At 75.7% G+C, this 24,405-nt stretch carries 27 protein-coding genes; 13 read left to right on the top strand and 14 right to left on the bottom strand.

Annotated features, from left to right (window positions below; genetic code table 11):
* Nucleotides 1–60 precede the first annotated feature (60 nt).
* Nucleotides 61–606 (bottom strand): NUDIX hydrolase, encoded by a 546-nt coding sequence (locus KSE_RS30415; protein ID WP_014139212.1) that lies wholly within the window; start codon nt 604–606, stop codon nt 61–63.
* Nucleotides 607–962: 356 nt separating this feature from the next.
* Here KSE_RS30415 and KSE_RS30410 point away from each other — a divergent pair, with 356 nt between their 5' ends.
* From KSE_RS30410 to KSE_RS30395, 6 genes are all read left to right on the top strand, one after another.
* Nucleotides 963–1,895, top strand: a complete 933-nt coding sequence (locus tag KSE_RS30410; RefSeq protein ID WP_014139211.1) for a 1-phosphofructokinase family hexose kinase — start codon at nt 963–965, stop codon at nt 1,893–1,895.
* A gap of 48 nt (nt 1,896–1,943) precedes the next feature.
* Complete coding sequence (locus tag KSE_RS45115) at nt 1,944–2,282, top strand: hypothetical protein (RefSeq protein WP_014139210.1); 339 nt, start codon at nt 1,944–1,946, stop codon at nt 2,280–2,282.
* A 98-nt stretch (nt 2,283–2,380) separates the two neighbouring features.
* Nucleotides 2,381–2,512, top strand: a complete 132-nt coding sequence (locus KSE_RS45985; protein ID WP_014139209.1) for a hypothetical protein — start codon at nt 2,381–2,383, stop codon at nt 2,510–2,512.
* Nucleotides 2,513–2,528: 16 nt separating this feature from the next.
* Nucleotides 2,529–2,897, top strand: a complete 369-nt coding sequence (locus tag KSE_RS45110; RefSeq protein ID WP_014139208.1) for an alpha/beta fold hydrolase — start codon at nt 2,529–2,531, stop codon at nt 2,895–2,897.
* A gap of 60 nt (nt 2,898–2,957) precedes the next feature.
* On the top strand, nt 2,958–3,314 hold the full coding sequence (locus KSE_RS45105) for a hypothetical protein (protein WP_014139207.1): 357 nt from the start codon (nt 2,958–2,960) through the stop codon (nt 3,312–3,314).
* Nucleotides 3,315–3,395: 81 nt separating this feature from the next.
* Entirely contained in the window at nt 3,396–4,343 is a 948-nt protein-coding gene (locus KSE_RS30395; RefSeq protein WP_014139206.1) for an ROK family protein, read from the top strand.
* A gap of 27 nt (nt 4,344–4,370) precedes the next feature.
* Here the strand turns inward: KSE_RS30395 and KSE_RS30390 are convergent, their stop codons facing one another.
* Together KSE_RS30390 and KSE_RS30385 are read right to left on the bottom strand one after the other, a co-directional pair.
* On the bottom strand, nt 4,371–5,363 hold the full coding sequence (locus tag KSE_RS30390; RefSeq protein WP_014139205.1) for a YdcF family protein: 993 nt from the start codon (nt 5,361–5,363) through the stop codon (nt 4,371–4,373).
* A gap of 88 nt (nt 5,364–5,451) precedes the next feature.
* Complete coding sequence (locus tag KSE_RS30385) at nt 5,452–7,515, bottom strand: MDR family MFS transporter (protein ID WP_014139204.1); 2,064 nt, start codon at nt 7,513–7,515, stop codon at nt 5,452–5,454.
* A gap of 110 nt (nt 7,516–7,625) precedes the next feature.
* Between KSE_RS30385 and KSE_RS30380 the strand changes: the two genes are divergently transcribed.
* Nucleotides 7,626–8,153: a SigE family RNA polymerase sigma factor gene (locus tag KSE_RS30380; protein WP_014139203.1), complete on the top strand. Its 528-nt coding sequence runs from the start codon at nt 7,626–7,628 to the stop codon at nt 8,151–8,153.
* Between the two features lie 71 nt (nt 8,154–8,224).
* A complete protein-coding gene (locus KSE_RS30375) occupies nt 8,225–9,421 on the top strand; it encodes a hypothetical protein (protein ID WP_014139202.1) in 1,197 nt (398 codons plus the stop codon).
* A gap of 9 nt (nt 9,422–9,430) precedes the next feature.
* Here KSE_RS30375 and KSE_RS30370 read toward each other — a convergent pair whose 3' ends face one another.
* Both KSE_RS30370 and KSE_RS30365 read right to left on the bottom strand, forming a co-directional pair.
* The gene (locus KSE_RS30370) at nt 9,431–11,152 is read right to left on the bottom strand and encodes a protein kinase domain-containing protein (RefSeq protein ID WP_051055433.1); all 1,722 of its coding nucleotides are present in this window, start codon (nt 11,150–11,152) and stop codon (nt 9,431–9,433) included.
* Between the two features lie 227 nt (nt 11,153–11,379).
* A complete protein-coding gene (locus KSE_RS30365; RefSeq protein WP_106438077.1) occupies nt 11,380–12,309 on the bottom strand; it encodes a helix-turn-helix domain-containing protein in 930 nt (309 codons plus the stop codon).
* Nucleotides 12,310–12,396: 87 nt separating this feature from the next.
* Here KSE_RS30365 and KSE_RS30360 point away from each other — a divergent pair, with 87 nt between their 5' ends.
* On the top strand, nt 12,397–13,389 hold the full coding sequence (locus KSE_RS30360) for a LacI family DNA-binding transcriptional regulator (protein ID WP_106437754.1): 993 nt from the start codon (nt 12,397–12,399) through the stop codon (nt 13,387–13,389).
* Nucleotides 13,390–13,632: 243 nt separating this feature from the next.
* Here the strand turns inward: KSE_RS30360 and KSE_RS30355 are convergent, their stop codons facing one another.
* Nucleotides 13,633–14,070 (bottom strand): ATP-binding protein, encoded by a 438-nt coding sequence (locus KSE_RS30355; RefSeq protein ID WP_014139198.1) that lies wholly within the window; start codon nt 14,068–14,070, stop codon nt 13,633–13,635.
* Between the two features lie 280 nt (nt 14,071–14,350).
* Nucleotides 14,351–14,833: an Lrp/AsnC family transcriptional regulator gene (locus tag KSE_RS30350; protein WP_033257575.1), complete on the bottom strand. Its 483-nt coding sequence runs from the start codon at nt 14,831–14,833 to the stop codon at nt 14,351–14,353.
* A gap of 111 nt (nt 14,834–14,944) precedes the next feature.
* On the opposite strand from KSE_RS30350, the gene KSE_RS30345 reads away from it, so the two are divergent.
* Nucleotides 14,945–16,195, top strand: coding sequence for a trans-sulfuration enzyme family protein (locus KSE_RS30345; RefSeq protein ID WP_014139196.1), 1,251 nt, complete (start codon nt 14,945–14,947; stop codon nt 16,193–16,195).
* Nucleotides 16,196–16,470: 275 nt separating this feature from the next.
* The gene (locus KSE_RS30340; RefSeq protein WP_014139195.1) at nt 16,471–16,977 is read left to right on the top strand and encodes a fascin domain-containing protein; all 507 of its coding nucleotides are present in this window, start codon (nt 16,471–16,473) and stop codon (nt 16,975–16,977) included.
* Between the two features lie 34 nt (nt 16,978–17,011).
* Here the strand turns inward: KSE_RS30340 and KSE_RS30335 are convergent, their stop codons facing one another.
* From KSE_RS30335 to KSE_RS30315, 5 genes are all read right to left on the bottom strand, one after another.
* Nucleotides 17,012–17,818, bottom strand: a complete 807-nt coding sequence (locus KSE_RS30335) for a DUF1028 domain-containing protein (RefSeq protein ID WP_014139194.1) — start codon at nt 17,816–17,818, stop codon at nt 17,012–17,014.
* A gap of 128 nt (nt 17,819–17,946) precedes the next feature.
* Nucleotides 17,947–18,258 (bottom strand): GNAT family N-acetyltransferase, encoded by a 312-nt coding sequence (locus KSE_RS30330; protein WP_014139193.1) that lies wholly within the window; start codon nt 18,256–18,258, stop codon nt 17,947–17,949.
* Between the two features lie 22 nt (nt 18,259–18,280).
* Nucleotides 18,281–18,913, bottom strand: coding sequence for an FMN reductase (locus KSE_RS30325; RefSeq protein ID WP_014139192.1), 633 nt, complete (start codon nt 18,911–18,913; stop codon nt 18,281–18,283).
* The gene (locus KSE_RS30320) at nt 18,910–20,004 is read right to left on the bottom strand and encodes an LLM class flavin-dependent oxidoreductase (protein WP_014139191.1); all 1,095 of its coding nucleotides are present in this window, start codon (nt 20,002–20,004) and stop codon (nt 18,910–18,912) included. Before KSE_RS30320 ends, KSE_RS30325 begins: the two co-directional genes overlap by 4 nt.
* 66 nt (nt 20,005–20,070) lie before the next feature.
* Nucleotides 20,071–20,691 (bottom strand): PadR family transcriptional regulator, encoded by a 621-nt coding sequence (locus KSE_RS30315; protein WP_014139190.1) that lies wholly within the window; start codon nt 20,689–20,691, stop codon nt 20,071–20,073.
* Between the two features lie 111 nt (nt 20,692–20,802).
* Between KSE_RS30315 and KSE_RS30310 the strand changes: the two genes are divergently transcribed.
* Nucleotides 20,803–21,234, top strand: coding sequence for a PH domain-containing protein (locus tag KSE_RS30310; RefSeq protein WP_014139189.1), 432 nt, complete (start codon nt 20,803–20,805; stop codon nt 21,232–21,234).
* 46 nt (nt 21,235–21,280) lie between these two features.
* Here the strand turns inward: KSE_RS30310 and KSE_RS30305 are convergent, their stop codons facing one another.
* Nucleotides 21,281–23,287, bottom strand: a complete 2,007-nt coding sequence (locus KSE_RS30305; protein ID WP_014139188.1) for an NADPH-dependent 2,4-dienoyl-CoA reductase — start codon at nt 23,285–23,287, stop codon at nt 21,281–21,283.
* A 97-nt stretch (nt 23,288–23,384) separates the two neighbouring features.
* Between KSE_RS30305 and KSE_RS30300 the strand changes: the two genes are divergently transcribed.
* Complete coding sequence (locus tag KSE_RS30300; protein WP_014139187.1) at nt 23,385–23,777, top strand: RNA-binding S4 domain-containing protein; 393 nt, start codon at nt 23,385–23,387, stop codon at nt 23,775–23,777.
* Nucleotides 23,778–23,800: 23 nt separating this feature from the next.
* Here KSE_RS30300 and KSE_RS30295 read toward each other — a convergent pair whose 3' ends face one another.
* Nucleotides 23,801–24,295 (bottom strand): hypothetical protein, encoded by a 495-nt coding sequence (locus tag KSE_RS30295; protein ID WP_014139186.1) that lies wholly within the window; start codon nt 24,293–24,295, stop codon nt 23,801–23,803.
* Nucleotides 24,296–24,405: the final 110 nt, after the last annotated feature.

The raw sequence follows: 24,405 nt of genomic DNA, 5'->3' as shown, positions 1-24,405 counted from the left end.
CGCACCCCACCATCGAGCGTCCGGCCGCACGGGTGTCCGCCACCGCTGGTCGGACTCCGGTCAGATCCAGGTGTAGTTCCGGTCGGTGATCGGCTCCAGCTCGAACCGGGTCACCGGGGCGGTGGGGCCGGCGAGTCCGGCGATCTGCCGGCCGATCGGCGGGAACAGCGGCAGGCCGCCGACCTTGCGGTAGTCGTGCCACTCGATGGCGCCGATCTCGTGGCTGCCGTCGGGGAGTTCGTCGAACTCCCGGATGGCGAGGCGGGCGCGGACCTCGGGGGTGACGTGGAGCCGGTAGACGAGGTGGAACTTGCGCGGCGGCGGGGTCGGGCCGGGGCGGCTGATCCGGGCGTCCGCGATCCAGATCAGCTCCGGCTCACCGGCCGCCAGGTCGGGCGTGAGGCCGAGTTCTTCTTCGAGTTCGCGCCGGACGGCGTCGCGGTAGTCCTCGCCGTCCCGCACGTTGCCGCCGATGGTGGTGTAGGGCACGGAGCCGGGCCGGTCCCGGCGCAGCAGCGCCACGTCGTCGCCGCAGAAGACCAGGCCGGTGACGCGGACCTTGATCCGGCCGAACGGCTGGGGCGTCGGCGCGTCGGTGGTGCCCATGGGGTTGGTTCTCCTTGCCGGGGATGGTGGCGTGCCGGGGATCCCGCTCCCCCCTCCCGGCTGAACGGCCTGGAGGGGGCGGCGGGTTGGGAGGTTCCAGCCTGCCCCGGGGAAGCCGTGGGCGGCAGGCCCACCGCCCGGACGGCATCCGCTCGGTCGAGGTCCAGGACGCCGTCCACGCCATGCGGGCCCGCCCCTCTCCGCGTGCCCCTCCCTCCCCGTCCGAACCTTCACAAATCCCCCATTGCTGCTCGAAGCTGCGCGAAAACCGATATGATCACGCAGATCCAGTCAGTCGGGCCCGTCGGCCCGGCGCAGCGAACGACAAACGACGAACACCATGGGGGGCGTCCGCCGTGATCCTCACCGTCACGCCGAATCCGGCATTGGACGTCACCTACGCCGTGCCCGGATTCCGTCCGCACGCCAGCCACCGGGTCGCCGAGGTGGCTGCCCAGGCGGGCGGCAAGGGCGTCAACGTGGCCCGGGTGCTGGGCGCGCTGGGTCGGCCCGCCCGCTGTGTGCTGCCGCTGGGCGGGCCGACCGGGGAGAGCGTCCGTGCCGAGTTGGCCGCCGCCGGGCTGGATCACGCCGAGGTCCCGATCGGCGGTGACACCCGGCGGACCGTCACCGTCTCGGACGGCACCGACGCCACCGCCCTGAACGAACCCGGCCCGGTGCTGACCGCCACCGAGTGGGACGCCCTGCTCGGCGAGACCGCCCGGCACCTGCCGCAGGCGTCCGTCCTGGTGCTGGCCGGCAGTCTGCCGCCCGGCGCGCCCGCCGACGGGTACGGCCAACTCGTCGCGCTGGGAAGGCAGTTCCACCTGCCCGTGGTGCTCGACGCGGACGGTCCGGCGCTGCTCGCCGCCCTCCCGGCCCGCCCGACCGTGATCAAGCCGAACGCCGTCGAACTCACCGCCGCCACCGGCCTGCCGGACCCTCGCGACGCCGCCCGGGTGCTGATCCGGCGCGGCGCCGAGTCCGTCCTCGCCTCGCTCGGCCCGGACGGCCTGCTCGCCGTCGACCGCCAGGGCGCCTGGCGCTGCGCCCCGCCCGCCGCCGTCGCCGGCAACCCCACCGGCGCGGGCGACTCGGTGGTGGCCGCCCTCGCCGCCGGCCTGTCCGGCAACGCGGGCTGGCCCGCCGTCCTCCCCGACGCCGTCGCCCTGTCCGCCGCCACCGTCCTGCACCCCCGGGCCGGCCACTTCGACGTCCCCGCCTACCGCCGCCTGCGCGCCTCGCTCACGGCCACCCGGGTCGGCGGCCTCGCCCCGCTCGGCCTCTGAACCCACCTCGCTTGCGGACCGGCCGGGCCGCCGTGGCATCGTTCGCCCATGAGCCAGGCCACGACCCCCGCCGCCACGCCCCCCGCCGCCACGACCATCACGACCACCCTCGCGTACGGCCCCGAGCGCCGGCCCGTCGACGTGCACCGCCCCCGGGCCGGCTCCGCGTCCGGCCCGCTGCCCGCCGCACTGCCCGCCGTGCTGCTCTGGCACGGCCGGGGTGCGGACGAGCGCGAGGTGCTGGCGCCGCTGGCCCGGGCGGCGGCCGCGCTCGGTGTGCTGGTGGTCGTCCCGGACTGGCGGCCGGACGGGCCGGACGGCGGTCGGGCCGACCTGCTGGCGTCGGCGACGTCCCCGTCCACCTGCTGCACGGCACCGCGGACCTGATCGCGCCCGCCGAGCGTTCCCGCGCCCTGCACGCCGCGCTGCTCGCCCACGGCCACCCCGTCACCCACCGCGAACTGCCGACCGACCACGCGGGCCTGGTGCTCGCCGAGTTCTCCCCCGAGGTCGGCCGCTGCGTGCCCGCCACCGGCCCGCGCGCCCTCGCCGCCGGCCGGGTCGCCGCCGAGACGCTGGCTGCCGCAGCCAATTCGGTTGCGCCGCACCCGAATTGATCACACCCTGTCCTTCATGACCCTCCCCCCGCCCCGAGACGGCCTGCTCGCGCTCGACGACGGCGGCAGCGTGTGGTGGGCGGACAGCGGGGGCGACGGGCCGCCGCTGGTGCTGCTGCACCCCGGCGTCGGCGACTCCCGGGTCTGGGACGCGGCGCTGCCCGCGCTGCTGGGGCGGTTCCGGCTGGTCCGGTACGACGTGCGCGGCTACGGCCGCTCCCCGCAGCCGGACCGGCCGTACTCGATGCTCGCGGACCTGCGCGCGCTGCTCGACCGGCTGGGTCCGGAACCGGTCCACCTGGTGGGTTGCAGCATGGGCGGCGGCTCGGCCCTCGGCCTGGCCCTGGAGCGGCCGGAGCGGGTCGCCTCGCTGGTGCTGGCCTGACCGGGCGTCCCGGGCTACCCGTGGCCGCCGGGGCCCGAGCAGGACCCGGCGTTCGTCCGGATGCTGGCGGCAGCGGACGTCGAGGGGCCGGCCGCGTTCGGGCTGCGCGCCTGGGCGGCGGGCGGCGACGATCCGGCGGCCCGGGCCCAGCTGCGGTCGGCAGCGGCCGCCTGGCCGCTGGAGGGCGTGCACCAGCGGCCCGACCCGCCGGTCTTCGACCGCCTGCCCGAGCTCGCCGGCCTGCCCGCCCGCGTCCTGATCGGCGATCTCGACCTGCCGCCCACCGTCGACTGCGCCGAGCGCACCGCCGAGCGCCTGGGCTGCGAACTGCTCCGCGTCCCGGGCGCCGACCACCTCCTCCCGCTGCGCGCCCCGGCCCGGCTGGTCGCCGCCGTGCTGGCCGCGGCCGGCCGCTGACCCGCCGCTGACCTGCGGGTTCCAGTAGCCTGGCCAGTCCGACAAGTCACCCGGAGTCGGACATGTCAGGAGGTGCGCACGATGACCGGCACTCCCTCCCCGCTGGTGGCCGCCGTCGACCTGGGCGGGACGAAGACCGCCGGCGCGATCGTCACCGGCGCCGGCGGGCTGCTGGCCCGCGCCGAGTGCCCGACGGCGGCGGACGGGGACGCCGAGGCGGTGTTCGCGGGCGTCGCCCGGGTGCTGGACGAGCTGTCCGGGCACCCGGCCTGGCCGGGCGTCGCGGCGGTCGGCGTGGGCAGCGCGGGGCCGGTCGACACCGTGGCGGGCGCGGTCTCCCCGGTGAACATCCCGTCCTGGCGCGGTTTCCCGCTGGTGCGGCGGATCGCGGAACGGACCGGTCGGCCGGTCCGCCTGCTGGGCGACGGGGTGGCGCTCGCCGAGGCCGAGCACTGGCTGGGCGCCGCCGCCGGGTACCGCGACGCGCTGTGCATGGTGGTCTCCACCGGGGTCGGCGGCGGCCTGGTGCTGGACGGCCGGGTGCACCCCGGCCCGAGCGGCAACGCCGGGCACATCGGCCACCTGAGCGTCCGGTGGGACGGCGACCCCTGCCCGTGCGGCAGCCGCGGCTGCCTGGAGGGCCTGGCCAGCGGCCCCGCGATCGTCCGGCACGCCCGCACCGCCGGCTGGCGCCCCGCCGGGGCCGGCCCGCCGACCGCCGTCGCCGTCGCCGACGCCGCCCGCACCGGGGACGGCGCCGCGCTCGCCGCCTTCGACCTGGCCGCCCGCGCCCTGGCCGCCGCGATCGCCGGCACCGCCGCGCTGGTCGAGATCCAGGCCGTCGTGATCGGCGGCGGCGTCGCCCGGTCCGGCCCGCTGCTCTTCGACCCCCTCGCCCGCCACCTCACCCGCTACACCGGGCTCCCCTTCACCCGCGGCCTCCACCTCCACCCGGCCCGCCTGGGCCCGAACGCCGGCCTGGTCGGGGCCGCGGCAGCCGCCCTGCGCGAGCTGCCGCCGCCCTCCTGAGCCCTCCGGCCGGCGCTCGGGACCTCCTCAGAAGCTCAGCGACTCCGCCACCAGCAGGGCGATCACCGCGAGGTTCGCCCAGCGGTAGACGACGATCAGCGCGACGAACTCGCGGATGGTCGCGCTGGGCCAGAAGTACGCGGCGGTGGGCGAGCCGACGACGTGCCCGCGGACGCCCTCGCGGCGGGCGAACACGGCGGCGCGGAAGGCGTGGAAGTTGTTGGTGACGACCACGCAGCGGTAGTCGGGGTCGGCGGCGGCCATGATCGCGTGGCTGAAGCGCAGGTTCTCCTCGGTGGTGGCGGAGCGGTCCTCGCGGACGATCCGGTCGGCCGGGAAGCCGCGCTCGACCAGGTACCCGGCCATCGCGTCGGCCTCGGGCAGCTGCTCGTCGCCGCCCTTGCCGCCGGAGACGAGCAGCAGCGGGGAGCGGCCGCGGTCGACCTGCCGCTCGTACAGCCGGCGGCCGCGGTCGAGGCGGCTGGCGAGCAGCGGCGGGACGCGGCTGCCGTCGAGCAGGCCGGCGCCGAGCACCACCACGTAGTCGACGTCCTCGCGGGGGATCAGCCGGCCGTACAGGTAGGCGTAGCCGACGAAGCAGGCGAACAGGAACGACAGGTAGCAGGCGACCGCGAAGACGGTGCGGGCGACCGTCACCAGGGTCGGCGAGTCGGCCCGGGTGGCGGCCAGCAGCAGGGCGACGACCAGCAGGATGCCGAGCCCGCAGAGCAGGGCGAGCAGGTTGGCGGGCCGGCGGCCCTCCTTGCGGACCATCCGCAGGCCGTTGGTGATCAGCAGCCCGGCCAGGACCAGGCTGCCCAGCGCGGGGACGAGCACCAGCACGATCAGCAGCGCCTCGGCGGCGACCGAGTCGGCCCGGTGCAGGGTGGCGAGCAGCGCGAGGGTGAACAGCGCGACGGCCAGCCCGAGGCAGACGGCGTTGCCGAAGCGGCGCCGGTCGCGCAGCATGCCGACGCCGAACAGCAGCAGGAAGACGGACCCGAGGGCGTACAGGAGCATGGGCGGCACCTAGACCGGATGCCCCGCCCCGCGCGGAAGATGCGGGACGGGGCAGGACGGGACGGGGACAGGACGGGACCGGGCGGGTTCAGCGCCGGCCGGCCAGCAGGCCGCCCTTCTCGGGGATCCCCTCGGCGAGGTCCTCGGCGAGGAGGCGCTTGGCGATGGTGTCGGCGGCGGCGCGCAGTTCGGCGCTGCGCGGGCGGCCGCGGTCCTCCTCCAGGCGCCGGTTGAGCCATTCGGACCAGGCGCGGGTGATCGTCCGGGCTTCCCGCTCGCCGGCCTCGGTGTGCTGGTAGAAGCCGTTGTGGGCGTCGAGGAAGCCTTCGGCGGCCATCCGGTCGAACACCGGCTGCAGGACCTCCGGGGGGATCCGGCGGCGGGCGGCGATCAGGTTGAGGCTGGCGTGGCCGACGGTGCGGGTGAACAGTTCGACCTGCATGACGGCCCAGGCGCCGGCCACGTCCAGCCGGGTGCCGGAGGAGTGGATGACCTGTCGGGCGGTGCCCAGGTCGACCCGGCCGAGCAGTCGGGCGACCGAGAGTTCGAGCAGCCGCTCCGAGTCGCCGGAGGACGGCTGGGCGAAGCCTTCGCCCATGTCGGAGGAGTTGGCCCGGGCGGTGTCGCGCAGCTTGACCTGCTTGAGGAAGAGCGCGACCACGAAGCCGACCAGCGCGACCGGGACGGTCCACAGGAAGACGGTGTGCAGCGAGTCGGCGTACGCCTGGACGATCGGCGCGGCCTGCTCGGGCGGCAGTTCGTGGACGCCGTGCGGGCTCTGCGCGGCGCCGGCGAGCTGCTGCGGGTCGGCGCCGGTGGCCTGGGCGGCCCGGGTGACGGCCCCGGTCAGGTTGGTCTTCAGCGCGTTGGTGTAGATGGTGCCGAAGACGGCGGTGCCGAACGAGGAGCCGAGGGTGCGGAAGAAGGTGACGCCGGAGGTGGCGGTGCCCAGGTCCGAGTAGTCGACGGTGTTCTGCACGGCGATGGTGAGCACCTGCATGGACAGGCCGATGCCGACGCCGAGCACGAACATGTAGAGGCTGGCGAGCCAGGCGCTGGTGCCGACGTCCAGCAGCGAGAGCAGGTACAGGCCGACGCCCATCACCACCGAGCCGACGATCGGGAAGATCCGGTACTTGCCGGTCTTGGAGACCACGTTGCCGGAGAAGATCGAGGCGATCAGCAGGCCGAGCACCATGGGCAGGGTGCGGACGCCGGAGACGGTCGCCGAGTCGCCGTCGACGTACTGCAGGAAGGTCGGCAGGAAGGTCAGCGCGCCGAGCATCGCGAAGCCGACGATGAAGCTGAGGATCGAGCAGACCGTGAAGACCTGGTTGCGGAACAGCCGCATCGGCAGGGTCGGTTCGGCGGCCCGGGTCTCCACCCAGCAGAACAGGGCGAGCGCGACGATGCCGGCCGCGAACAGGCCGATGATCACGGCCGAGTTCCAGGCGTACTCGTTGCCGCCCCAACTGGTGGCCAGGATCAGGGCGCTGGCGCCGATCGCGACCAGCGTGATGCCCAGGTAGTCGATGACCGGGCGGGACGCGGACTTGACCACCGGGATGTTCCGGGCCGCGGCGATCACCACCAGGACGGCGATCGGCACGTTCACGTAGAACGCCCAGCGCCAGGACAGGTGGTCGGTGAAGAGCCCGCCGAGCAGCGGGCCGATCACCGTGGAGACGCCGAAGACCGCGCCGATCGCGCCCTGGTACTTGCCGCGTTCGCGGAGCGGGATGACGTCGGCGATCAGCGCCATCGAGGTGACCATCAGGCCGCCGGCGCCGATGCCCTGGACGGCCCGCCAGATGATCAGCAGCAGCATGTTGGTGGACAGGCCGCACAGGAAGGAGCCGGTGATGAAGATGATCGCGGAGACCTGGAAGACCACCTTGCGGCCGAACAGGTCGCCCATCTTGCCGACCAGCGCCGTGGTGACGGTCTCCGCGAGCAGGTAGGACGTCACCACCCAGGACATGTGGGACGCCCCGCCCAGGTCGGCCACGATGGTGGGCAGCGCGGTGCCGACGATGGTCTGGTCGAGGGCGGCCAGCAGCATGCCCAGCATGATGGTGCCGAAGACGACGTTCCGCTGCCGCCGGTCGAGGACCGGCGGGGCTGCCTGGCTGGCTTCGCTGGAGGTGGTCACCTCCGCATCGTCACACTTCGTCCCCCTTTGCTCATCCCGACGGCCCGACACGCCGACACCTGCTCAGCCGATGGTGCGACAGGAAGCCCGGCCCGCCGCGTTAGAGGGGCATGGACAGCCCGACGAGAAGCGGCACCGACGGCGGCACCCCGGAGTTCCGGGACTTCGCCGCCGCCCGCGCCCGCCACCTGGTGCGCACCGCGTACCTCCTGACCGGCGGCGACGCCCACCTGGCCGAGGACCTCGCCCAGGAGGCGCTCGGCAAGCTGTACGGCAGCTGGCGCCGGGTCTCCCGGATGGAGAACCCGGCCGGGTACGCCCGCACCGTCCTGGTCAACACCTTCCTCAGCCACCGGCGCCGGCGCAGCAGCGGCGAGCACGTCACCGACACCTTCGCCGAGACGCCCGCGCCCGGCCCCGACCCGGCGCTGCGGATCGCGCTGCTCGACGCGCTCGCCGAACTCCCGCAGCAGGACCGGGCCGTGCTCATCCTGCGGTACTGGGAGGACCTCGGCGTCGAGGAGACCGCCACCGCGCTGCGGACCACCCCCAGCGCCGTCCGCTCCCGCGCCTCCCGGGCCCTGGCACGGCTGCGCACCCGGCTCGGCGACCAGCTCGCCGACCTCGCCCAGCCCTGACCCGCGCGCCCGCACCCCCTCGCCCGCACCCCCTCGCCCGACGCCACGCCACGGAGCCCTGGAGCCCTGCCATGCCCTCGCCCTCGCCCTCCGAAGAAGACTTCGCCCGCGCGCTGCGGGCCGGTGCCGAACTGGCGCCGCTGGTGCCCGTCGACGAGTTCGCGCTGGGCGCCGAGCGGCGCGGCCGCCGCCGCGTCCTGCGCCGCCGCGGCGGCGTCGCCTCGGCCGTCGCCCTGGTCGCCGCCGCCGTCCTCGTCCCCACCCTGCTGCCCGACCGGGCGTCCCACGACCCGGTGCCCGCCGCGAGCCCGCCGCGGGTCGACGACGCGTTCATGCTGGACACCCTGGTCTCGCTGCTGCCCCAGGACGGCACCGTCCGCGACGGGCGGGGCCGCGCCCCCGACCCGGGCGACCCCGGCCGGCTCCCGCAGGCGTACCTGGAGTACACCGCCGGGAACGGCCGCAAGGCCCAACTCCTGGTCTTCGTCGACCTGGTGGCGACCCCGGTCGGCGGCGACGAGCAGCGGCTGCTGTGCTACGAGCCGATCACGCCCGGCGGCGCCACCTGCGAGCCGGCCACCCGGCCGGACGGCTCCCGGCTGCTGACCAGCGGCTACGGCGGAGACGGCGCGGGCCCCCGCAGTCTGTTCGTGGCGTACACCCGGCCGGACGGGCGGCAGGTCCAGGTGCAGGAGGCCGACGGGGACCGCACCGGGCAGGAACTCCCGCTGGACCGGGCGAAGTTGACCGAGATCGCGACCGCTCCCCAGTGGCAGTCGGTGTTCGGCCCGCTGGGCACCGCCCCCTCGCGTCCGCCGGCCCGTCCGGCGCCGGCCGCCGACCGGATGCTCGCCGCCCTCACCCCGCTGCTCGGCGGCCTGCAGCCGGGCACCGCGCACACCTCCACCGACCTCCCCGGCCGCCTCCGGGTCGACCTCACCGTCGACGGCCGGACCAGCCCCCTCGTGCTGACCGTCGTCCCCGGCTGGCGCCGCAGCTACCCGGCCGACCCGGAGCTGTCCTTCCGGGCCGCCCACCGCAGCGTCAACCGCCTCGCCGACGGCACCCTGGTCAGCAGCACCGTGCTGACCGAGTCCCTCGACCCGTTCGGCGGCGGCACCGTCGCGGACGCCCTGCTCCCCGACGGCACCCTGGTCGGCGTCCGCCTCTGGGGCTCCGGCACCGCCGGCCAGCGCGCCGGCGACCCCGTGCTCACCGTCGACCAGCTCACCGCCGTCGTCACCTCCCCCACCTGGTCCGCCCTGTGAGCGGGCCCGTCAGGAGTTCCGCGGCAGGTCACCCGTGTAGTTCTGCTGGACGAAGTGCAGCGACCCGTCCCGGTTGGGCGTCAGCACCCCGTCGCCGGGCAGCGCGGTGCAGCCCGCGCTGACGCTGGCGGGGATGGCGCGGAAGACCAGCCGGGTCCTGCTCGCCGAGACCAGCTGCGCCTCGTTGGTGCAGGCGACCTGGTTGGTGCCGAGGCCGCCGTCGGTCTCGACGAAGCCCAGCGCCTCGCCGACCGCGCCCTGGTGGATGGTGAACCGGACCACGACCCGGACCGAGTTCCCCGGGGCGCTGGTCGGCCCTTCGAAGGTGCCCAGGAACACCTCCGGGACGACCGCGTCCTGGTCCACCGTCGCCGACGGGGAGGGCGACGGCGAGGGGGACGGCGACGCCTCGGGCTTCTTGCTGTCGTGCCCGGCCGGGGTCGCGGGGACCACCGCGCCGGTGCCCCTCCCGGTCGAGGACGCCGAACCGCCGTCCGGACCGGAGGCCCGCCGCTCCCCGCCGGAGTCCCTGGTCGCGGCCCACACCCCCGCCCCCGCGAGCACCGCCGCCACCACCGCGACGGCGACCAGCGGCCCCGCCCTCCGCTTGGCGGGCCGCGGCTGCGGCTGCGGCACGAGGACGGGGTACGGGTAGGCGCCCGGCGGCGTCGACGACAGGTACGGGTTCGGGCCCTGGTAGGGCGCGGTCGGCGCCTGGTACGGGGCGGTGGGCGCCTGGTAGGGGGCGGTGGGCGCCTGGTAGGGCGCGGTCGGCGGGGCGGCCGGGGCCTGCGGCGCCTGCGGGGGCTGCGCGGGGGCCTCGGGGCGGGACTCCAGGTCGAGCAGCGCGACGGCCATCCGCGCCACCTCCTCGGAGACCGCGCCGGGCAGCCAGCCGCGTTCGCCGAGCCGGGTCTCCCCGTTGGCGCTGCGGGCCAGCAGCTCGCGGACGGCGGCGGGGCCCGGCCGGCGCTCCGGCTCCTTGTCCAGGCAGCGGCGCACCAGGTCGAGCAGGTCGCCGCCGAGGCCGCCGAGCTCCGGCTCCTCGTGGACGATCCGGTAGAGCAGTCCGGCGGCGCTGTCCTGCTCGCCGAACGGGGCCCGCCCGGTGGCGGCGAAGGCGAGCACCGCGCCGAGCCCGAACACGTCGCCGGCCGGGCCGGACGGGCGCCCCTTGGCCTGCTCGGGCGACATGAAGCCGGGCGAGCCGACCACGTACCCGGAGCGGGTCAGCGCCGAGGTGGCGTCCAGCGCCCGGGCGATGCCGAAGTCGATCAGCCGGGGGCCGTCCAGGGCGAGCAGCACGTTCGACGGCTTGACGTCCCGGTGCACCAGCCCGAGCGCGTGCACCGCCTCCAGCGCGTCGGCCAGGCCGGTGCCCAGGGCGCGCACGGTGACCGGCGGCAGCGGGCCGAACTGCCGCACCGCGTCCGAGAGCGAGGGGCCGGCGACGTAGCCGGTGGCCACCCAGGGCTGCGGGCCCTCGGTGTCGGCGTCCAGCACCGGCGCGGTCCACCGCCCGCCGACCCGCCGCGCCGCGGCCACCTCCTGCCGGAACCGCTGCCGGAACTCCCGGTCCCCGGCGAACTCCTGACGGACCGTCTTGACCGCGACCGTCCGCCCGCCCGCCGTCCGCCCGAGGAACACCTCGCCCATCCCGCCCGCCCCCAGCCGCCCGAGCAGCCGGTACGGCCCCACGACCTGCGGGTCACCCTCGCCGAGAGTCTCCAACGTTCCTTGCTCCTAGGCCGCTTGCCGCGTCAACAGCGAGGACCCGCGATCGCTCACGAGACCTTCACAGCGCACCCTAGAGGCCCACCGCCCCAACCGGCACCGATCACCCGATTTCCGTACCGGATCGGAACCTGACGGTGACTCATCCCCGACGCGCCCCCGCACCGCCGTCCGCAAGCCCTCCCCCTCCTCCCCCGCCGGAGGCGTCCCTTCCCCCTCTCCTCTCACCCCGCCCCGCCGGAGGCCGCCGCCGTGCCCCGCACCGCCGTGCGGAACGCGATCGGCGTGGTCCCCGTCCGCTGGTGGAAGAACTTGGCGAAGTTCGCGGCGTCGGCGAAGCCGAGGTGGTCGGCGATCCGGGCGGCGGAGCTCTCGCTGTGGGCGAGGAGGCGCTTGGCCTCCAGGACGACGCGGCGGTCGACGAACTCCTTGGCGCCGACGCCCGCCGCGGCGAGCGTCGCGCGGGAGAGGGTGCGCGGGGAGTAGCCGAGCAGCCGCGCGTAGTCCTCGACGCGGCGGGTGCGGGTGTAGTGGTGTTCGACGGCGTGCCGGAAGCGCCGGTAGGTCTCGCCGGGTTCGGTGGCGGCGCTGCCGCAGGGCGCGGCGGGGTGGGCGAGGCGGAGCAGGAGCGCGGCGAGCAGGTGGCGGAGCAGGGCGTGGTGGATCTCGGCGGGGAGGTCCGCGCCGGAGGCGTACTCGCGGTGGAGGTGCCGGACGGCGTGTCCGAGGGCTTCGCGGTCGGGTCCGGCGGTGTGCAGGACGGCGGCGGCGAAGGGGTCGTCGAGGCGGGCGGCGGCGACCGTCGCGGGGTCGGGGAAGCCGGGTTCGAACAGGACGAGGGTGCCGTCGGCGTCGCCGAGTTCGCCCCACTGCTGGACCTGTCCGGGGCGGACCCAGAGCCAGCTGCCGGGTTCGACGGTGTGCGCGGTGAAGTCGACGGTGTGCCGCAGGGTGCCGCGGTCGAGGGTGAGCAGGTGGTGGAAGGCGGGCCGCTGGGGCCGGTGGAAGTCGTCGGCGGGGGCGGTCGCGGCGGCCCGGCGGGCGCGGAGTTCGGCGAGGGTCATGACCTCGACGCCGACCGGTCCGCCGGGTGGCGCGGTGAACGGGACCTCGGGGATCGCCGTCCCGGACGCCTGGGTTTCGCTCGCTCGCATGGTCACCACATCCGCTGCCAGGCTACCTCCGGTCGATCTTCCGCCGGGAGGGCGGCGGTACGGTCGGGGTGAGCAGCGGTGGAGGGAGTGGGGATGGAGCGGCGGCCGACCTTGCACGACGTGGCGGGCGAGGCGGGGGTGAGTGCCAAGACGGTGTCGCGGGTGCTGAACGGGGACGGGCCGGTGGCGGCGGCGACCCGGGAGCGGGTGCTGGCGGCGGTGCGGCGGCTGGGGTTCCGGCCGAACCTGATGGCGCGCAGCATCCGTACCGGCGGGCCGGACTCGACGGTCGGGCTGGTGCTGCCGGACCTGGGCAACCCGTTCTTCGGGGCGTTGGCGGGCGGGGTGGAGGAGGCGGTGCGCGGGCGCGGGCTGACGGTGCTGCTGGGCTGCTCGGGCTGGGACGGGGCGCGCGAGGCGGAGGTGGTGGGGGCGTTCCTGGCCCGGCGGACGAGCGCGCTGCTGGTGGTGTCGGCGGGCGGCGGGGAGGCGCTGGCGGCGGCGGAGGCGGCCGGGGTGCCGCTGGTGTACCTGGACCGGCCGGGCCCGGGCGCGGACTGCGTGGTGTCGTCGAACCGGGCGGGGGCCCGGGAGGGGGTGGCGCACCTGCTGGCGGCGGGGCACCGGCGGGTGGGGTTCGTCGGCGACCTGCCGGCCGCGATGTACACCCGGCGGGAGCGGCTGGCGGGCTGGCGGGAGGCGCTGGCGGCGGCCGGCCTGCCCGCCCCGGACGAGCTGGTGGCGGGGGCCCGGACGGTCGCGGAGGCGGAGCGCGCGGTGCTGGCCCTGCTGGCGCTGCCGGAGCCGCCGACGGCGCTGTTCGCGTCGAACACGAACGCGGCGACCGGCGCGCTGCTGGCCCTGGGCCGCTCGGGGCGGCGGGACGTGGCGCTGCTGTCCTTCGACGACCTGCCGCTGGGGGAGGTGCTGGACCCGCCGCTGTCGGCGGTGGCCCAGGACCCGGCGCTGCTCGGCGCGACGGCGGCCCGGCTGGCGCTGGCCCGGCTGGACGGCGACGCGACGCCGCCGCGCACCGAGACCGTTCCGACCCGGCTGGTGCTGCGCGCGCCGCGCGGGTGAGCGCCCCCGGCGCCCGGAGCCACCTTCGGGGCCACCTTATTGCGAGTTAGTTGCAATAACTCCATACATGCAGCAGAGTGGGCGGCGCGGGGTCGTCCGACGATCGTCTTCCCAACCGGCGTCCGCCGGGACGCGGCGCCGGCCCCGCGCCAACCTTCGGGCGCGCGCCCCCGCCCTGCCCCCGCACCACCCCCGCGCCGCGCCGCCGCGCACCACCCCACGCCGCACCGCCGCGGAGCGGTCTCAGCCGTCCAGCGGGAGCCGCACCAGCATCGTCTTGCCGCCGCCGTCCGGGTCCGCGACGGTCTCCACCAGGCCGCCGGAGAGCGCGGCCAGTTCGTGCACCAGGCTCAGGCCCCAGCCGCCGCTGCCGTCCTCGTGCGGCACCTCGGGGGGCCGCGGGCAGTGCGGATGGCGGTCGTGCACCCGGACGGTCAACTCCCGTGCGGAGAAGTCGAGTCGGAGCGTGGCCCGGGGCGAGCGCGGGGCGGCGTGGCGGACCGCGTTGGTGACCAGTTCGCTGACCACCAGCAGCACGGTGTCGGTCAGCGGGTGGTCCGCGTCCAGCCCGCGGGCGGCCAGTTCGGCGCGCGCGCCGCGGCGGGCCGCCGGTACGGACGCGGGCACGGTGTCCAGGCTCAGCTGGTAGCGCACGGTCTGGGGTGGGTCCGCGACAGCCATGGTCGGTCCCTTCGACAACAGGGGCGACCGGGTGGGAGCGGGAGGGAGCCGTCGTCCGGCCGCGTCGGGGCTCGGCAGCCCTGCCCCGTCCGTGGCGAACCGGACAGATGACCGATACTCAGTACGGTAAGGCCGAACCCGCCGGACTGCGGCGGCGGATGCTGGACAGTGGCCACAACTCGCCACGGCCCGCGCCCCCTGGGGGCACGCCCGGCGACCTGCTCCGGCAGCGGCGGCGAAGGCCGGAAGGACCGCTGCGGACAGGTCACTTGACGAGGCGTCAGACCACCTGGCTGGCGCCGGGGATCCGTTCGAAGACCAGGTTCGTCCGGGTCTGGGCGACCGCCGGATGGGTGGTCAGGTGCTCGACCACGAAGCAGCGCAGCGCGTCCGGGTCGGCCACCGCCACGTGCAGCAGGTAGTCGTCGCTGCCCGCCATGTGGAACACCGCCAGCACGCCCGGCAGTCCGGGCGCGACGGCCCGGAAGCTGCCGTTCTGCTGCCGGGTGTGCGCCCGCAGCCGGACCGAGATCATCGCCTGCAGCGGCAGTCCGACCGCGGGCAGGTCCAGCTCCGCGTGGTAGCCGGCGATCACCCCGCGCTCGCGCAGCCCCCGCACCCGCGCCAGGCAGGTGGACGGGGCGACGCCGACCTGCTGGGCCAGCGCGTTGTTGGGGATCCGGGCGTCGGCCAGCAGCACCCGGACGATCGCCCGGTCGACGGCGTCGAGCTCGGCCGCGCGGGGCCGTGGAATGTTCGGCATCCGACCAGCGTGGCGGCCGGTGCCGAACATCCGCAAGAGCGCCTCCGGGCGGGCCGAATCATCTGCCGCCGCCCTGGTCATTCAACTCTTTCAACTTCACCATCGGGCGCCATGAGCCGACTCGACACCCGAGCCGTGCACGCCGGCCGCGAGGACCTCGCCGGACTCGGTGCGCACGTCCCCCCGCTCGACCTGTCCACCACCTACCCCGTGCCGGACCTCGCCGCCGGCGGCGACGCCTACCAGGCGCTGGCCTGCGGCGGCCGGCCGCCCGCCGAGGGCGGGCTGGTCTACCAGCGGCTGTGGAACCCCACGGTCGCCCGCTTCGAACAGGCGCTGGCCCAACTGGAGGGCTGCGCCGAGGCGGTGGCGTTCTCCTCCGGGATGGCGGCGCTCTCCGCCTGCCTGCTGGCGGCCGCGGCCGAGGGCCGCCGGCACGTGGTCGCGCTGCGCCCGCTGTACGGCGGCTCCGACCACCTGCTGGACTCCGGGCTGCTCGGCACCGAGGTGACCTGGGCGGCGCCCGGCACGCTGGCCGCCGCGCTGCGCCCGGACACCGGCCTGGTCCTGGTCGAGACGCCCGGCAACCCGACCCTGGACCTGGTCGACCTGGCCGCGGTCGCCGAACGCTGCGGCGGCGTCCCGCTGCTGGTCGACAACACCTTCGCCACCCCGGTGCTCCAGCGGCCCGCCCGGCACGGCGCCACGCTGGTCCTGCACTCCGCCACCAAGGCGATCGGCGGGCACGGCGACGTGCTCGCCGGGGCGGTCGCCTGCACGCCGGAGTGGGCGGCCCGGCTGCGCCGGGTGCGGGCCGTCACCGGGGCCGTGCTGCACCCGCTGGCCGGCTACCTGCTGCACCGCGGCCTGCAGACCCTGCCGCTGCGGGTGCGCGCCGCGTCCGCCTCGGCCGCCCGGCTCGCCGACTGGCTGGCCGCCCGGCCCGAGGTCGCCGCCGTGCACTACCCGGGCCGCTCCGGTTCGCCGCTGCTCGGACGCCAACTGCTGGGCGGGGGAAGCACGCTGGCCTTCGAGGCGGCCGGCGGCTTCGCGCACGCGGCGGCGGTCGCCGAGCGCTGCGGGCTGATCACCCACGCGGTGTCGCTGGGCGGCGCCGACACCCTGATCCAGCACCCGGCCTCGCTCACCCACCGCCCGGTGGCCGCCGCGCACAAGCCGGGCCCGGCGCTGCTGCGGCTCTCGGTCGGCCTGGAGGACCCCGACGACCTGATCGCCGACCTGGAGCAGGCCCTGGCCCTCCGACCGGAGTCGACGCTCCCGGGCACCGACCACCGACCGGAGCCGACGCTCCCGACCGCCGACCGCCGACCGGAGCGGACCGCCCCCGGCGCCCGCCACTGACCGGAGCGTCCGGTCCCCGGCGTCCACCGCGGGCCGGACGCCGGGACCGGGCGTCCTCGTACGGAGCACGGACGGAAGGCCGTCGTCCGGTTTGGGACACCTGCCCGGAACGCGGCCGTCACCCCTGCTCGGCCCCGGGGACGCCCGGTCAATACGCGGATCTGCCGGTACCCCGGAGGCGGCGGCGGGAGACAGGGTGTCACCGCACGGCCACGCGGAGTACCGCACCCGACCGGCTCCGCGACCCGACCAGACGGAAGTGGGGAAGTCCAAGCATGCCTCTGACCGCAGCGGACCTCGTGAAGCTCGGCGACGTGCCCGTCGCCATCCAGTCCGCCTTCTTCCACAACATCTTCGTGCGCCTGGACGGCACCGGCGTCACCTCCGCGACCGACGCGGGCGGCGGCGTCGTGAACGCCCAGTACGGCCTGGGCCCGCTGACCACGTTCAAGGTCCGCGCGCAGGCCGACGGCTCGTTCGCCTTCGAGTCGACCGCGTTCGGCAACGTGTTCCTGCGCCTGGACGGCACCGGCGTCCCGGCCGGCCAGGCCGGCGGCGGCAAGGTCAACGCCCAGTTCGGCGCCGGCCCGTACGAGAAGTACCGGGTGCTGCCGCAGGCCAGCGGCACCGCCTCGTTCGAGTCGGTGGCCTTCCCCGGCACCTACCTGCGGCTGGTCACCGGCAGCGGCGTCACCGCCGCGACCGGCCCCGGCGGCACCGTGAACGCGCAGGTCAACGCGAACGGCGGGGAGAACGAGACGTTCTACTTCGTGGTCGCCTGACCGGCCCACCGCCACCGCCTGCGGTCGGCCACCGCTAGCCGGCGGCCGACCGCAGGCGGTTCAGCACCAGCGGGTCGATCCGGCCCTCGGCGAGGCGGCCCTCCAGGTTCTCGATGCCCGCCCAGCGGTCCAGCGAGTCGTGGCCGAGCCCGCGCAGCAGCGCGCCGACCTCGGCGGCCAGCTCGCCCTCCAGCGGCAGCAGCGTCTCCGGGTCGGACGCGCCGTGCAGCACCTCGTGCACGGCCAGCAGCCGGCCCAGCTCGGCCACCGGGTCGGCGTGGTCGTCGACCCGCAGGTCGTACGCGGTGTCGCCCCAGCCGCCGACGCCCCGGCCCGGGTCGACCACGTACAGCGCGGCGCTCTGCCGCCCGCGGGCGTCGCCGCCCGCCGCGTCGCCCGCCGCGAGCGCGGCCAGCAGCCGTTCGGCGAACGGCCGTCCGGCGGAGGCCAGCCAGGCGGCCTCCATGTCCCGGACCACCTCGGGCCCGGTCAGGATGTTCCCCTGCACCGCGTAGCCGTCCCCGGCCAGGCCGCCCGCCCAGGACAGGCACTCCTCGCCGGTGTGCGTCACCGCGGTGCCGTCCGCGCCGACCACGCCGAGCTGCCGGTGCGCCCGGCCCTCGTCCGCCGCCAGCAGCGCCGCCAGCACCCCGGCCGGACCGACCCCGCTGCGCAGCAGGGCCATCCCCTGCGGCCGGTACGCGACGTTGGCCCAGGCCTGGGTGGCCAGCGCCCCGGCGCCGACCTCGGCGGCGGGCACCAGCGCGCCGACGGACAGGAACTTGCTGGCCACGGCGACACCGAGAGCGGCGCCCTGCCGGGCCACGATGGAGAAGGTCACGAGCGGCGACGATAGCCCGCACCGGGCGGTTCGTCCACGCCCCGCCCGCCTGACGGCAAACCCTGGCAAGGCACCGGCGGGCGGGCGCGCGACAGCCGGCCCCGCGCCCGCGCTCGCGCCGACGCCCGCTACAGCTCGAACTTGGCCCGCTTGTCGGCCGGCACCAGGTCGGTGTACTCCGGGTGCTTGGCGATCCAGCCGCGGATGAACGGGCAGTACGGCAGGACGCTCGCGCCGCGCTCGCGGACGGTGTCCAGGGCGGCGCGGGCCAGCTTGCCGGCCAGGCCCTGGCCCTCGAAGGCGGGCTCGATGACGGTGTGCACGAAGGCCACCGTCCTTCCCCCGTCGCGGAGTTGGTACTCGGCGAAGCCGGCGAGGCCGGCCTCGGTGCTGATCTCGAAGCGGGACTGCTCGGTGTTGTCGCGGACCTGGGGTTCCATGGCCGTGCGTACCTCCTGGGTGTCAGCGGGCGCGGAGCGCCGCGAGTTGCTGGGCGAACGGGACGACCTGTTCGGCGGCCCGGGCCCGGGGGGCGGCGGGGCGGCCGGTCAGGCTCTCGGCGAGTTCGCCGGCGGCCCGGGCGATCCGGCCGGCCAGCGAGCCGTCGGTGCCGTGGGAGCCGTCGGCGCCCCAGTCCTCGGAGGCGGCGAAGACCGCGGTGGGCAGGACGACGGCCCGCAGGTAGGCGAAGAGCGGGCGGACGGCGTGTTCGAGGGCGAGGCTGTGCCGGGCGGTGCCGCCGGTGGCGGCGATCAGCACGGGGGTGCCGGTGAGCGCGTCCTTGTCGAGGACGTCCACGAAGGACTTGAACAGCCCGCTGTAGGACGCGGAGAAGATCGGCGTGACGGCGATGACCCCGTCCGCCTCCTCGACCGCCCGGACGGCGTCGGCCAGCGCGGGCGGCGGGAAGCCGGTGACCAGGTTGTCGGCGATGTCCCGGGCGAGTCCGCGCAGTTCGACGACCCGGACGTCCACCTCCCGGCCGGCCTCCCGCAGCTCGCGGGCGGCGGCCTCGGCGAGCCGGTCGGCGAGCAGCCGGGTGGAGGACGGGACGCTCAGCCCGGCCGTCACCACGACGAGCCTGAGGGCGCTCATTCGGCCGCCACCCCCTCCGCCTGCCGGGCCGCGACCCGCGCGGCGTGGGTCGGGCCGTCGGGGACGTCGGCCGGCCGGTTCTTGGCGAACTCGGCGCGCAGCACCGGGACGACCTCCTCGCCGAGCAGGTCGAGCTGCTCCAGGACGGTCTTGAGCGGGAGCCCGGCGTGGTCCATCAGGAAGAGCTGGCGCTGGTAGTCGCCGAAGGTCTCGCGGAACGAGAGGGTCTTCTCGATGACCTCCTGCGGGCTGCCGACGGTGAGCGGGGTCTGCTCGGTGAACTCCTCCAGCGAGGGGCCGTGGCCGTACACGGGGGCGTTGTCGAAGTACGGGCGGAACTCGCGGACCGCGTCCTGCGAGTTCTTCCGCATGAAGACCTGGCCGCCGAGGCCGACGACCGCCTGCTCGGGGGTGCCGTGGCCGTAGTGGGCGTAGCGCTCCCGGTAGAGGTCGATCAGCTGCTGGAAGTGCTCCTTGGGCCAGAAGATGTTGTTGGCGAAGAAGCCGTCGCCGTAGTAGGCGGCCTGTTCGGCGATCTCGGGGCTGCGGATGGAGCCGTGCCAGACGAACGGCGGGGTGTCGTCGAGCGGGCGCGGGGTGGAGGTGAAGGACTGCAGCGGGGTGCGGAAGCGGCCCTGCCAGTCGACGTTCTCCTCGCGCCAGAGCTGGTGCAGCAGCGCGTAGTTCTCGACGGCGAGCGGGATGCCCTGCCGGATGTCCTTGCCGAACCAGGGGTAGACCGGGCCGGTGTTGCCGCGGCCCATCATCACGTCGGCCCGGCCCTCGGCGAGGTGCTGGAGCATCGCGAAGTCCTCGGCGATCTTCACCGGGTCGTTGGTGGTGATCAGCGTGGTGGAGGTGGAGAGGATCAGCTTCTCGGTGCGGGCCGCGATGTAGCCGAGCATCGTGGTCGGCGAGGACGGGACGAACGGCGGGTTGTGGTGCTCGCCGGTGGCGAACACGTCGAGGCCGACCTCCTCCGCCTTGAGCGCGATGGCCACCATGGCCTTGATCCGCTCGTGCTCGGTGGGGGTACGCCCGTTGGTGGGGTCGGTGGTCACGTCGCCGACGCTGAAGATGCCGAACTGCACCGCTCTCAACTCCTTCGAAGTTGATTCAATATTCAACCACCTGCGACAACGGCGCGCCACCCACCCCTATTCCCGCCCCGCCCCTCCGTTTTCCCCGCCCTCTCCCTTCGCCCCGACCGCCCCCTTCGCCCCGACCGCCCCGCCTCCCCCGGCCGCCCCGACTCCGCCGGCCGCCGCCAGCGCCTCGTCCAGCCACGCCAGCCAGAACGACTCCAACTGGATGCCGCCGCGCAGCACCAGGTGCTGCAGCCGGTTCTCCCCGGCGGCCGCCCCGGGCGGGAAGTCCCGCCGCTCGATCTCCAGGTACTCCGCCAGCTGCGCCCGGTGCAGCTCCCGATGCCGGGCCAGCTCCTCCTCCAGCCCGTCCAGCCCGAGCACCGCGGCGGCCCGCAGCCGCAGCAGCAGCGGGTCGCGGACCGGCTTCGGGTCCTGCGGCAGCGCCGTCCAGCGGGCCAGCTCGGCCCGCCCGTCCGCCAGCACCTCGTACTCCTTGCGCTGCCCCCGCCCCGCCCCCGGGCCGGACGCCCGGACCAGCCCCTCCCGCTCCAGCCGGCCCAGCTCGCGGTAGATCTGCTGGTGGGTGGCCGACCAGAAGAACCCGATCGACCGGTCGAACCGCCGGGTCAACTCCAGCCCCGAGGACGGCTTCTCCAGCAGGGCGGTGAGGATCGCGTGCGGCAGTGACATGCGGCCGATCGTACGGTCCCGCCCCCGACCGCACGGATCCTTCACCGTTCCGTACACTTCCTTCACCCCCGCCGCCCGCCCCGCCCCGACCCGCCCCGACCGCAGGTGCCCGTGAAGAAGCACGTCGTGAAGAAGTACGTGAACCCGGCGTTCCGCCCGCTGCCCTGGCTGCTCGGCCCGGCCGGGGTCGCGATGCTGGCGGCCGCGGCCTCCCCGTCCGGCCCGTACGGCACCGTGCGGGAGGGGCTCCTCGGCGCCGTCGCGCTGTTCTACGCGGTGCGGACGGCCCGCCTCGGGGTGGTCGCCGGTCCGGACGGCGTGCGGGTCCGCAACCTGCACTCCGCCCGGACCGTCCGCTGGGAGCGGATCGAGGGCTTCGCCCTGGCCGGACACCTGGAGATCCGGCTGCGGGACGGCGGCACCGTCAGCGGCCGGGCCCTCGAACCGGGCCTCGGCTTCCCGCGCGAGCACCACACCGCCCGGGCGCTGGCCGAACTCGAAGCCGCCCTCGCCGCCCACCGCCCGGCCGCGCCCGCCCGGTAACCGCCGCGCCGTGACCGCCGCGCCGCCGCCGCGCGGCCGCCGCAGGTCAGAGCGCGGCGGCCAGCCGGGTGCCCTGGTCGATGGCGCGCTTGGCGTCGAGTTCGGCGGCCACGTCCGCGCCGCCGATCAGGTGGGGTTCGACGCCGCGCTCGCGGAGGGCGGCGAGCAGGTCGCGGCGGGGTTCCTGGCCGGCGCACAGGACGACGGTGTCGACGGGCAGGGTGCGCTCCTCGCCGCCGACCGTGACGTGCAGGCCGTGGTCGTCGATCCGGCGGTACTCGACGCCGGGGACGCTGACCACGCCGCGGTGGCGCAGTTCGGTGCGGTGGATCCAGCCGGTGGTCTTGCCGAGTCCGGCGCCGACCTTGCCGTCCTTGCGCTGGAGCAGGAAGACCCGGCGCGGGCTGGCGGGCCGCTCGGGTTCGGCCAGGCCGCCGGGGGCGGCGTAGGCCCGGTCGACGCCCCAGCGGGCGAGGAAGTCGGGGGCGTCCGCGCCGGGGTCGGTGAGGTACTCGGCGACGTCGAAGCCGATGCCGCCCGCGCCGATCACGGCGACGGTGTCGCCGACCTTCGCGCCGCCCTGGAGCACGTCCAGGTAGCCGAGCACGCTGGGGTGGTCGACGCCCTCGATGTCGGGGACGCGCGGGGTGACGCCGGTCGCGAGGACGACCTCGTCCCAGCCGGTCAGCAGGTCCGGGCCGACCACCGCGCCGAGGCGCAACTCGACGCCGGTGCGGGCGAGTTCGTGCCGGTAGTAGCGCAGCGTCTCGTCGAACTCCTGCTTGCCGGGCACCTTCCGGGCGACGTTCAGCTGCCCGCCGACCTCGGCGGCGGCGTCGAACAGGGTGACCCGGTGGCCGCGGTCGGCGGCGGCGGTGGCGAAGGCGAGGCCGGCCGGCCCGGCGCCGACCACGGCGATCCGCTTGGCGCGGCGGGTGGGGGCGAGGACGAGTTCGGTCTCGTGGCAGGCGCGCGGGTTGACCAGGCAGGAGGTGATCCTCGCGCTGAAGGTGTGGTCGAGGCAGGCCTGGTTGCAGCCGATGCAGGTGTTGATCGCCTCGGGGGTGCCCGCGGCGGCCTTGGTGACGAAGGCGGGGTCGGCGAGCATCGGCCGGGCCAGCGAGACCAGGTCGGCGTGGCCGGTGGCGAGCAGGTCCTCGGCGGTCTCGGGGGTGTTGATCCGGTTGGTGGCGACCAGCGGGATCCCGACCTTCCCCATCAGCTTCCTGGTGACCCAGGCGTAGGCGCCGCGCGGCACCGAGGTGGCGATGGTGGGGATCCGGGCCTCGTGCCAGCCGATGCCGGTGTTGATGATCGTGGCGCCGGCCGCCTCGACCTCCCGGGCGAGCCGGACCACCTCGTCGAAGGTGGACCCGCCGGGGACGAGGTCGAGCATCGAGAGCCGGTAGATCAGGATGAAGTCCGGCCCGACCCGCTCGCGCACCCGCCGGACGATCTCGACCGGGAAGCGCATCCGGTTCTCGTACGGGCCGCCCCACTCGTCGGTGCGGTGGTTGGTCCGCGCGGCGACGAACTCGTTGATCAGGTAGCCCTCGGAGCCCATCACCTCGACGCCGTCGTACCCGGCGGCGCGGGCCAGCTCGGCGCAGCGCGCGAAGTCCTCGACGGTCTGCTCGACCTGCTCGGCGGTCAGCTCGTGCGGGACGTGCGGGCTGATCGGCGCCTGGAGCGCGGACGGGGCGACCAGGCCGTCGTGGTACGCGTACCGGCCGAAGTGCAGGATCTGCAGCGCGATCCTCCCGCCCGCGGCGTGCACCGCGTCGGTGACCACCCGGTGCTCGGCGGCCTCCGCCTCGGTGGTGAGCTTGGCGCCGCCGCCCCAGGGCCGGCCCGCCTCGTTGGGGGCGATGCCACCGGTGACGATCAGGCCGACGCCGCCGCGGGCGCGCTCGGCGTAGAAGGCGGCCATCCGCTCGAAGCCGTCCGCCGCCTCCTCCAGGCCGACGTGCATGGAGCCCATCACCACCCGGTTCGGCAGGGTGGTGAAGCCCAGGTCGAGCGGGGCCAGCAGGTGGGGGTACGCAGCGGTCATCGACGCCTCCGGTCGGGATTTGTTACCCAACGGTAGGGCGCGGCGGACCGACCGTGCAACTAGTTGCAGAAAGGTGGGCGGGACTACAGTGCCTGCCATGAGTGCGGACGAGGCGAGCGTGCGGATCGACAGCTGGATCTGGGCGATCCGGCTGATCAAGACCCGCTCGGCGGCGGGCGCGGCCTGCCGGGCCGGGCACGTGAAGGTGAACGGGGCCACCGCGAAGCCCGCGCAGCACGTCAAGCCGGGCGACGACGTGCGGGTGCGGGTCGAGGGCCGCGAGCGGATCGTCCGGGTGGTGCGGCCGATCGCCAAGCGGGTCGGCGCCCCGGTCGCCGAGACCTGCTACGTCGACCACAGCCCCCCGCCGCCGCCCCGCTCGGAGCGGCCGGCCGCCGTCGCCCAGCGCGACCGGGGCGCCGGGCGGCCGACCAAGCGCGAGCGGCGCGACCTGGAGAAGCTCAAGGACGGCTACCGGCCGTACTTCTGACCGACCCGGCCGCCCGGGAGGGGTCAGCCCTGCGCGGCCTTCTCCTTGGCGGCCTGCACCTGCTCGGCGAACCGCTCGGCGGGGATCCGCTCCAGCGCGGCGCCGTACTTCGCGGCCAGTTCGTCGGCGGGCCCGCTCTCGTGCTCGACCAGGTCGACCACCAGCAGGGCCTTGCCGCTGTCGACCCGCGAGGAGAGCACGATCAGGCCCGCGCCGCCGTCGGTGATCTCGGTCTGCTCGGCGGCGTTGCCGATCGCCGCGCCCGCGGCGAAGCCCAGCAGCACGCCGATCGGGCCGCCGAGCAGGCCGACCAGGCCGCCGACCAGGCCGGAGCCGACGGTGGGGACGCCCGCGCCGCGGATGTGGCTCTCCGGGACGTCGACGATGCCCTCGGCGTCCCGCTCCAGCACCGCGACCTGCCGGGCACCGGGCAGGTGCATCGCCTCCTCGTAGGCCCGGCGGCAGCGCGCCTGGTCATCGAAGCCGAGCAGCAGCACGTTGTGGTGGTGGTCGCTCATCGCGGTTCCCTTCGCCTCGCCGACGGTCGTCCTCGCGGGTGCCGCGCCGGGCACGGCACCCGTCCATCCTGCCCGGGTAGGCCCGCGCCCGCCCCCGCGCCGCGCCGGGA

The organism is Kitasatospora setae KM-6054 (assembly GCF_000269985.1).
GTDB lineage: Bacteria > Actinomycetota > Actinomycetes > Streptomycetales > Streptomycetaceae > Kitasatospora > Kitasatospora setae.
The sequence above is the reverse complement of the archived record's forward strand: the minus strand, read 5'-3'. Positions and strand labels throughout refer to the sequence as shown.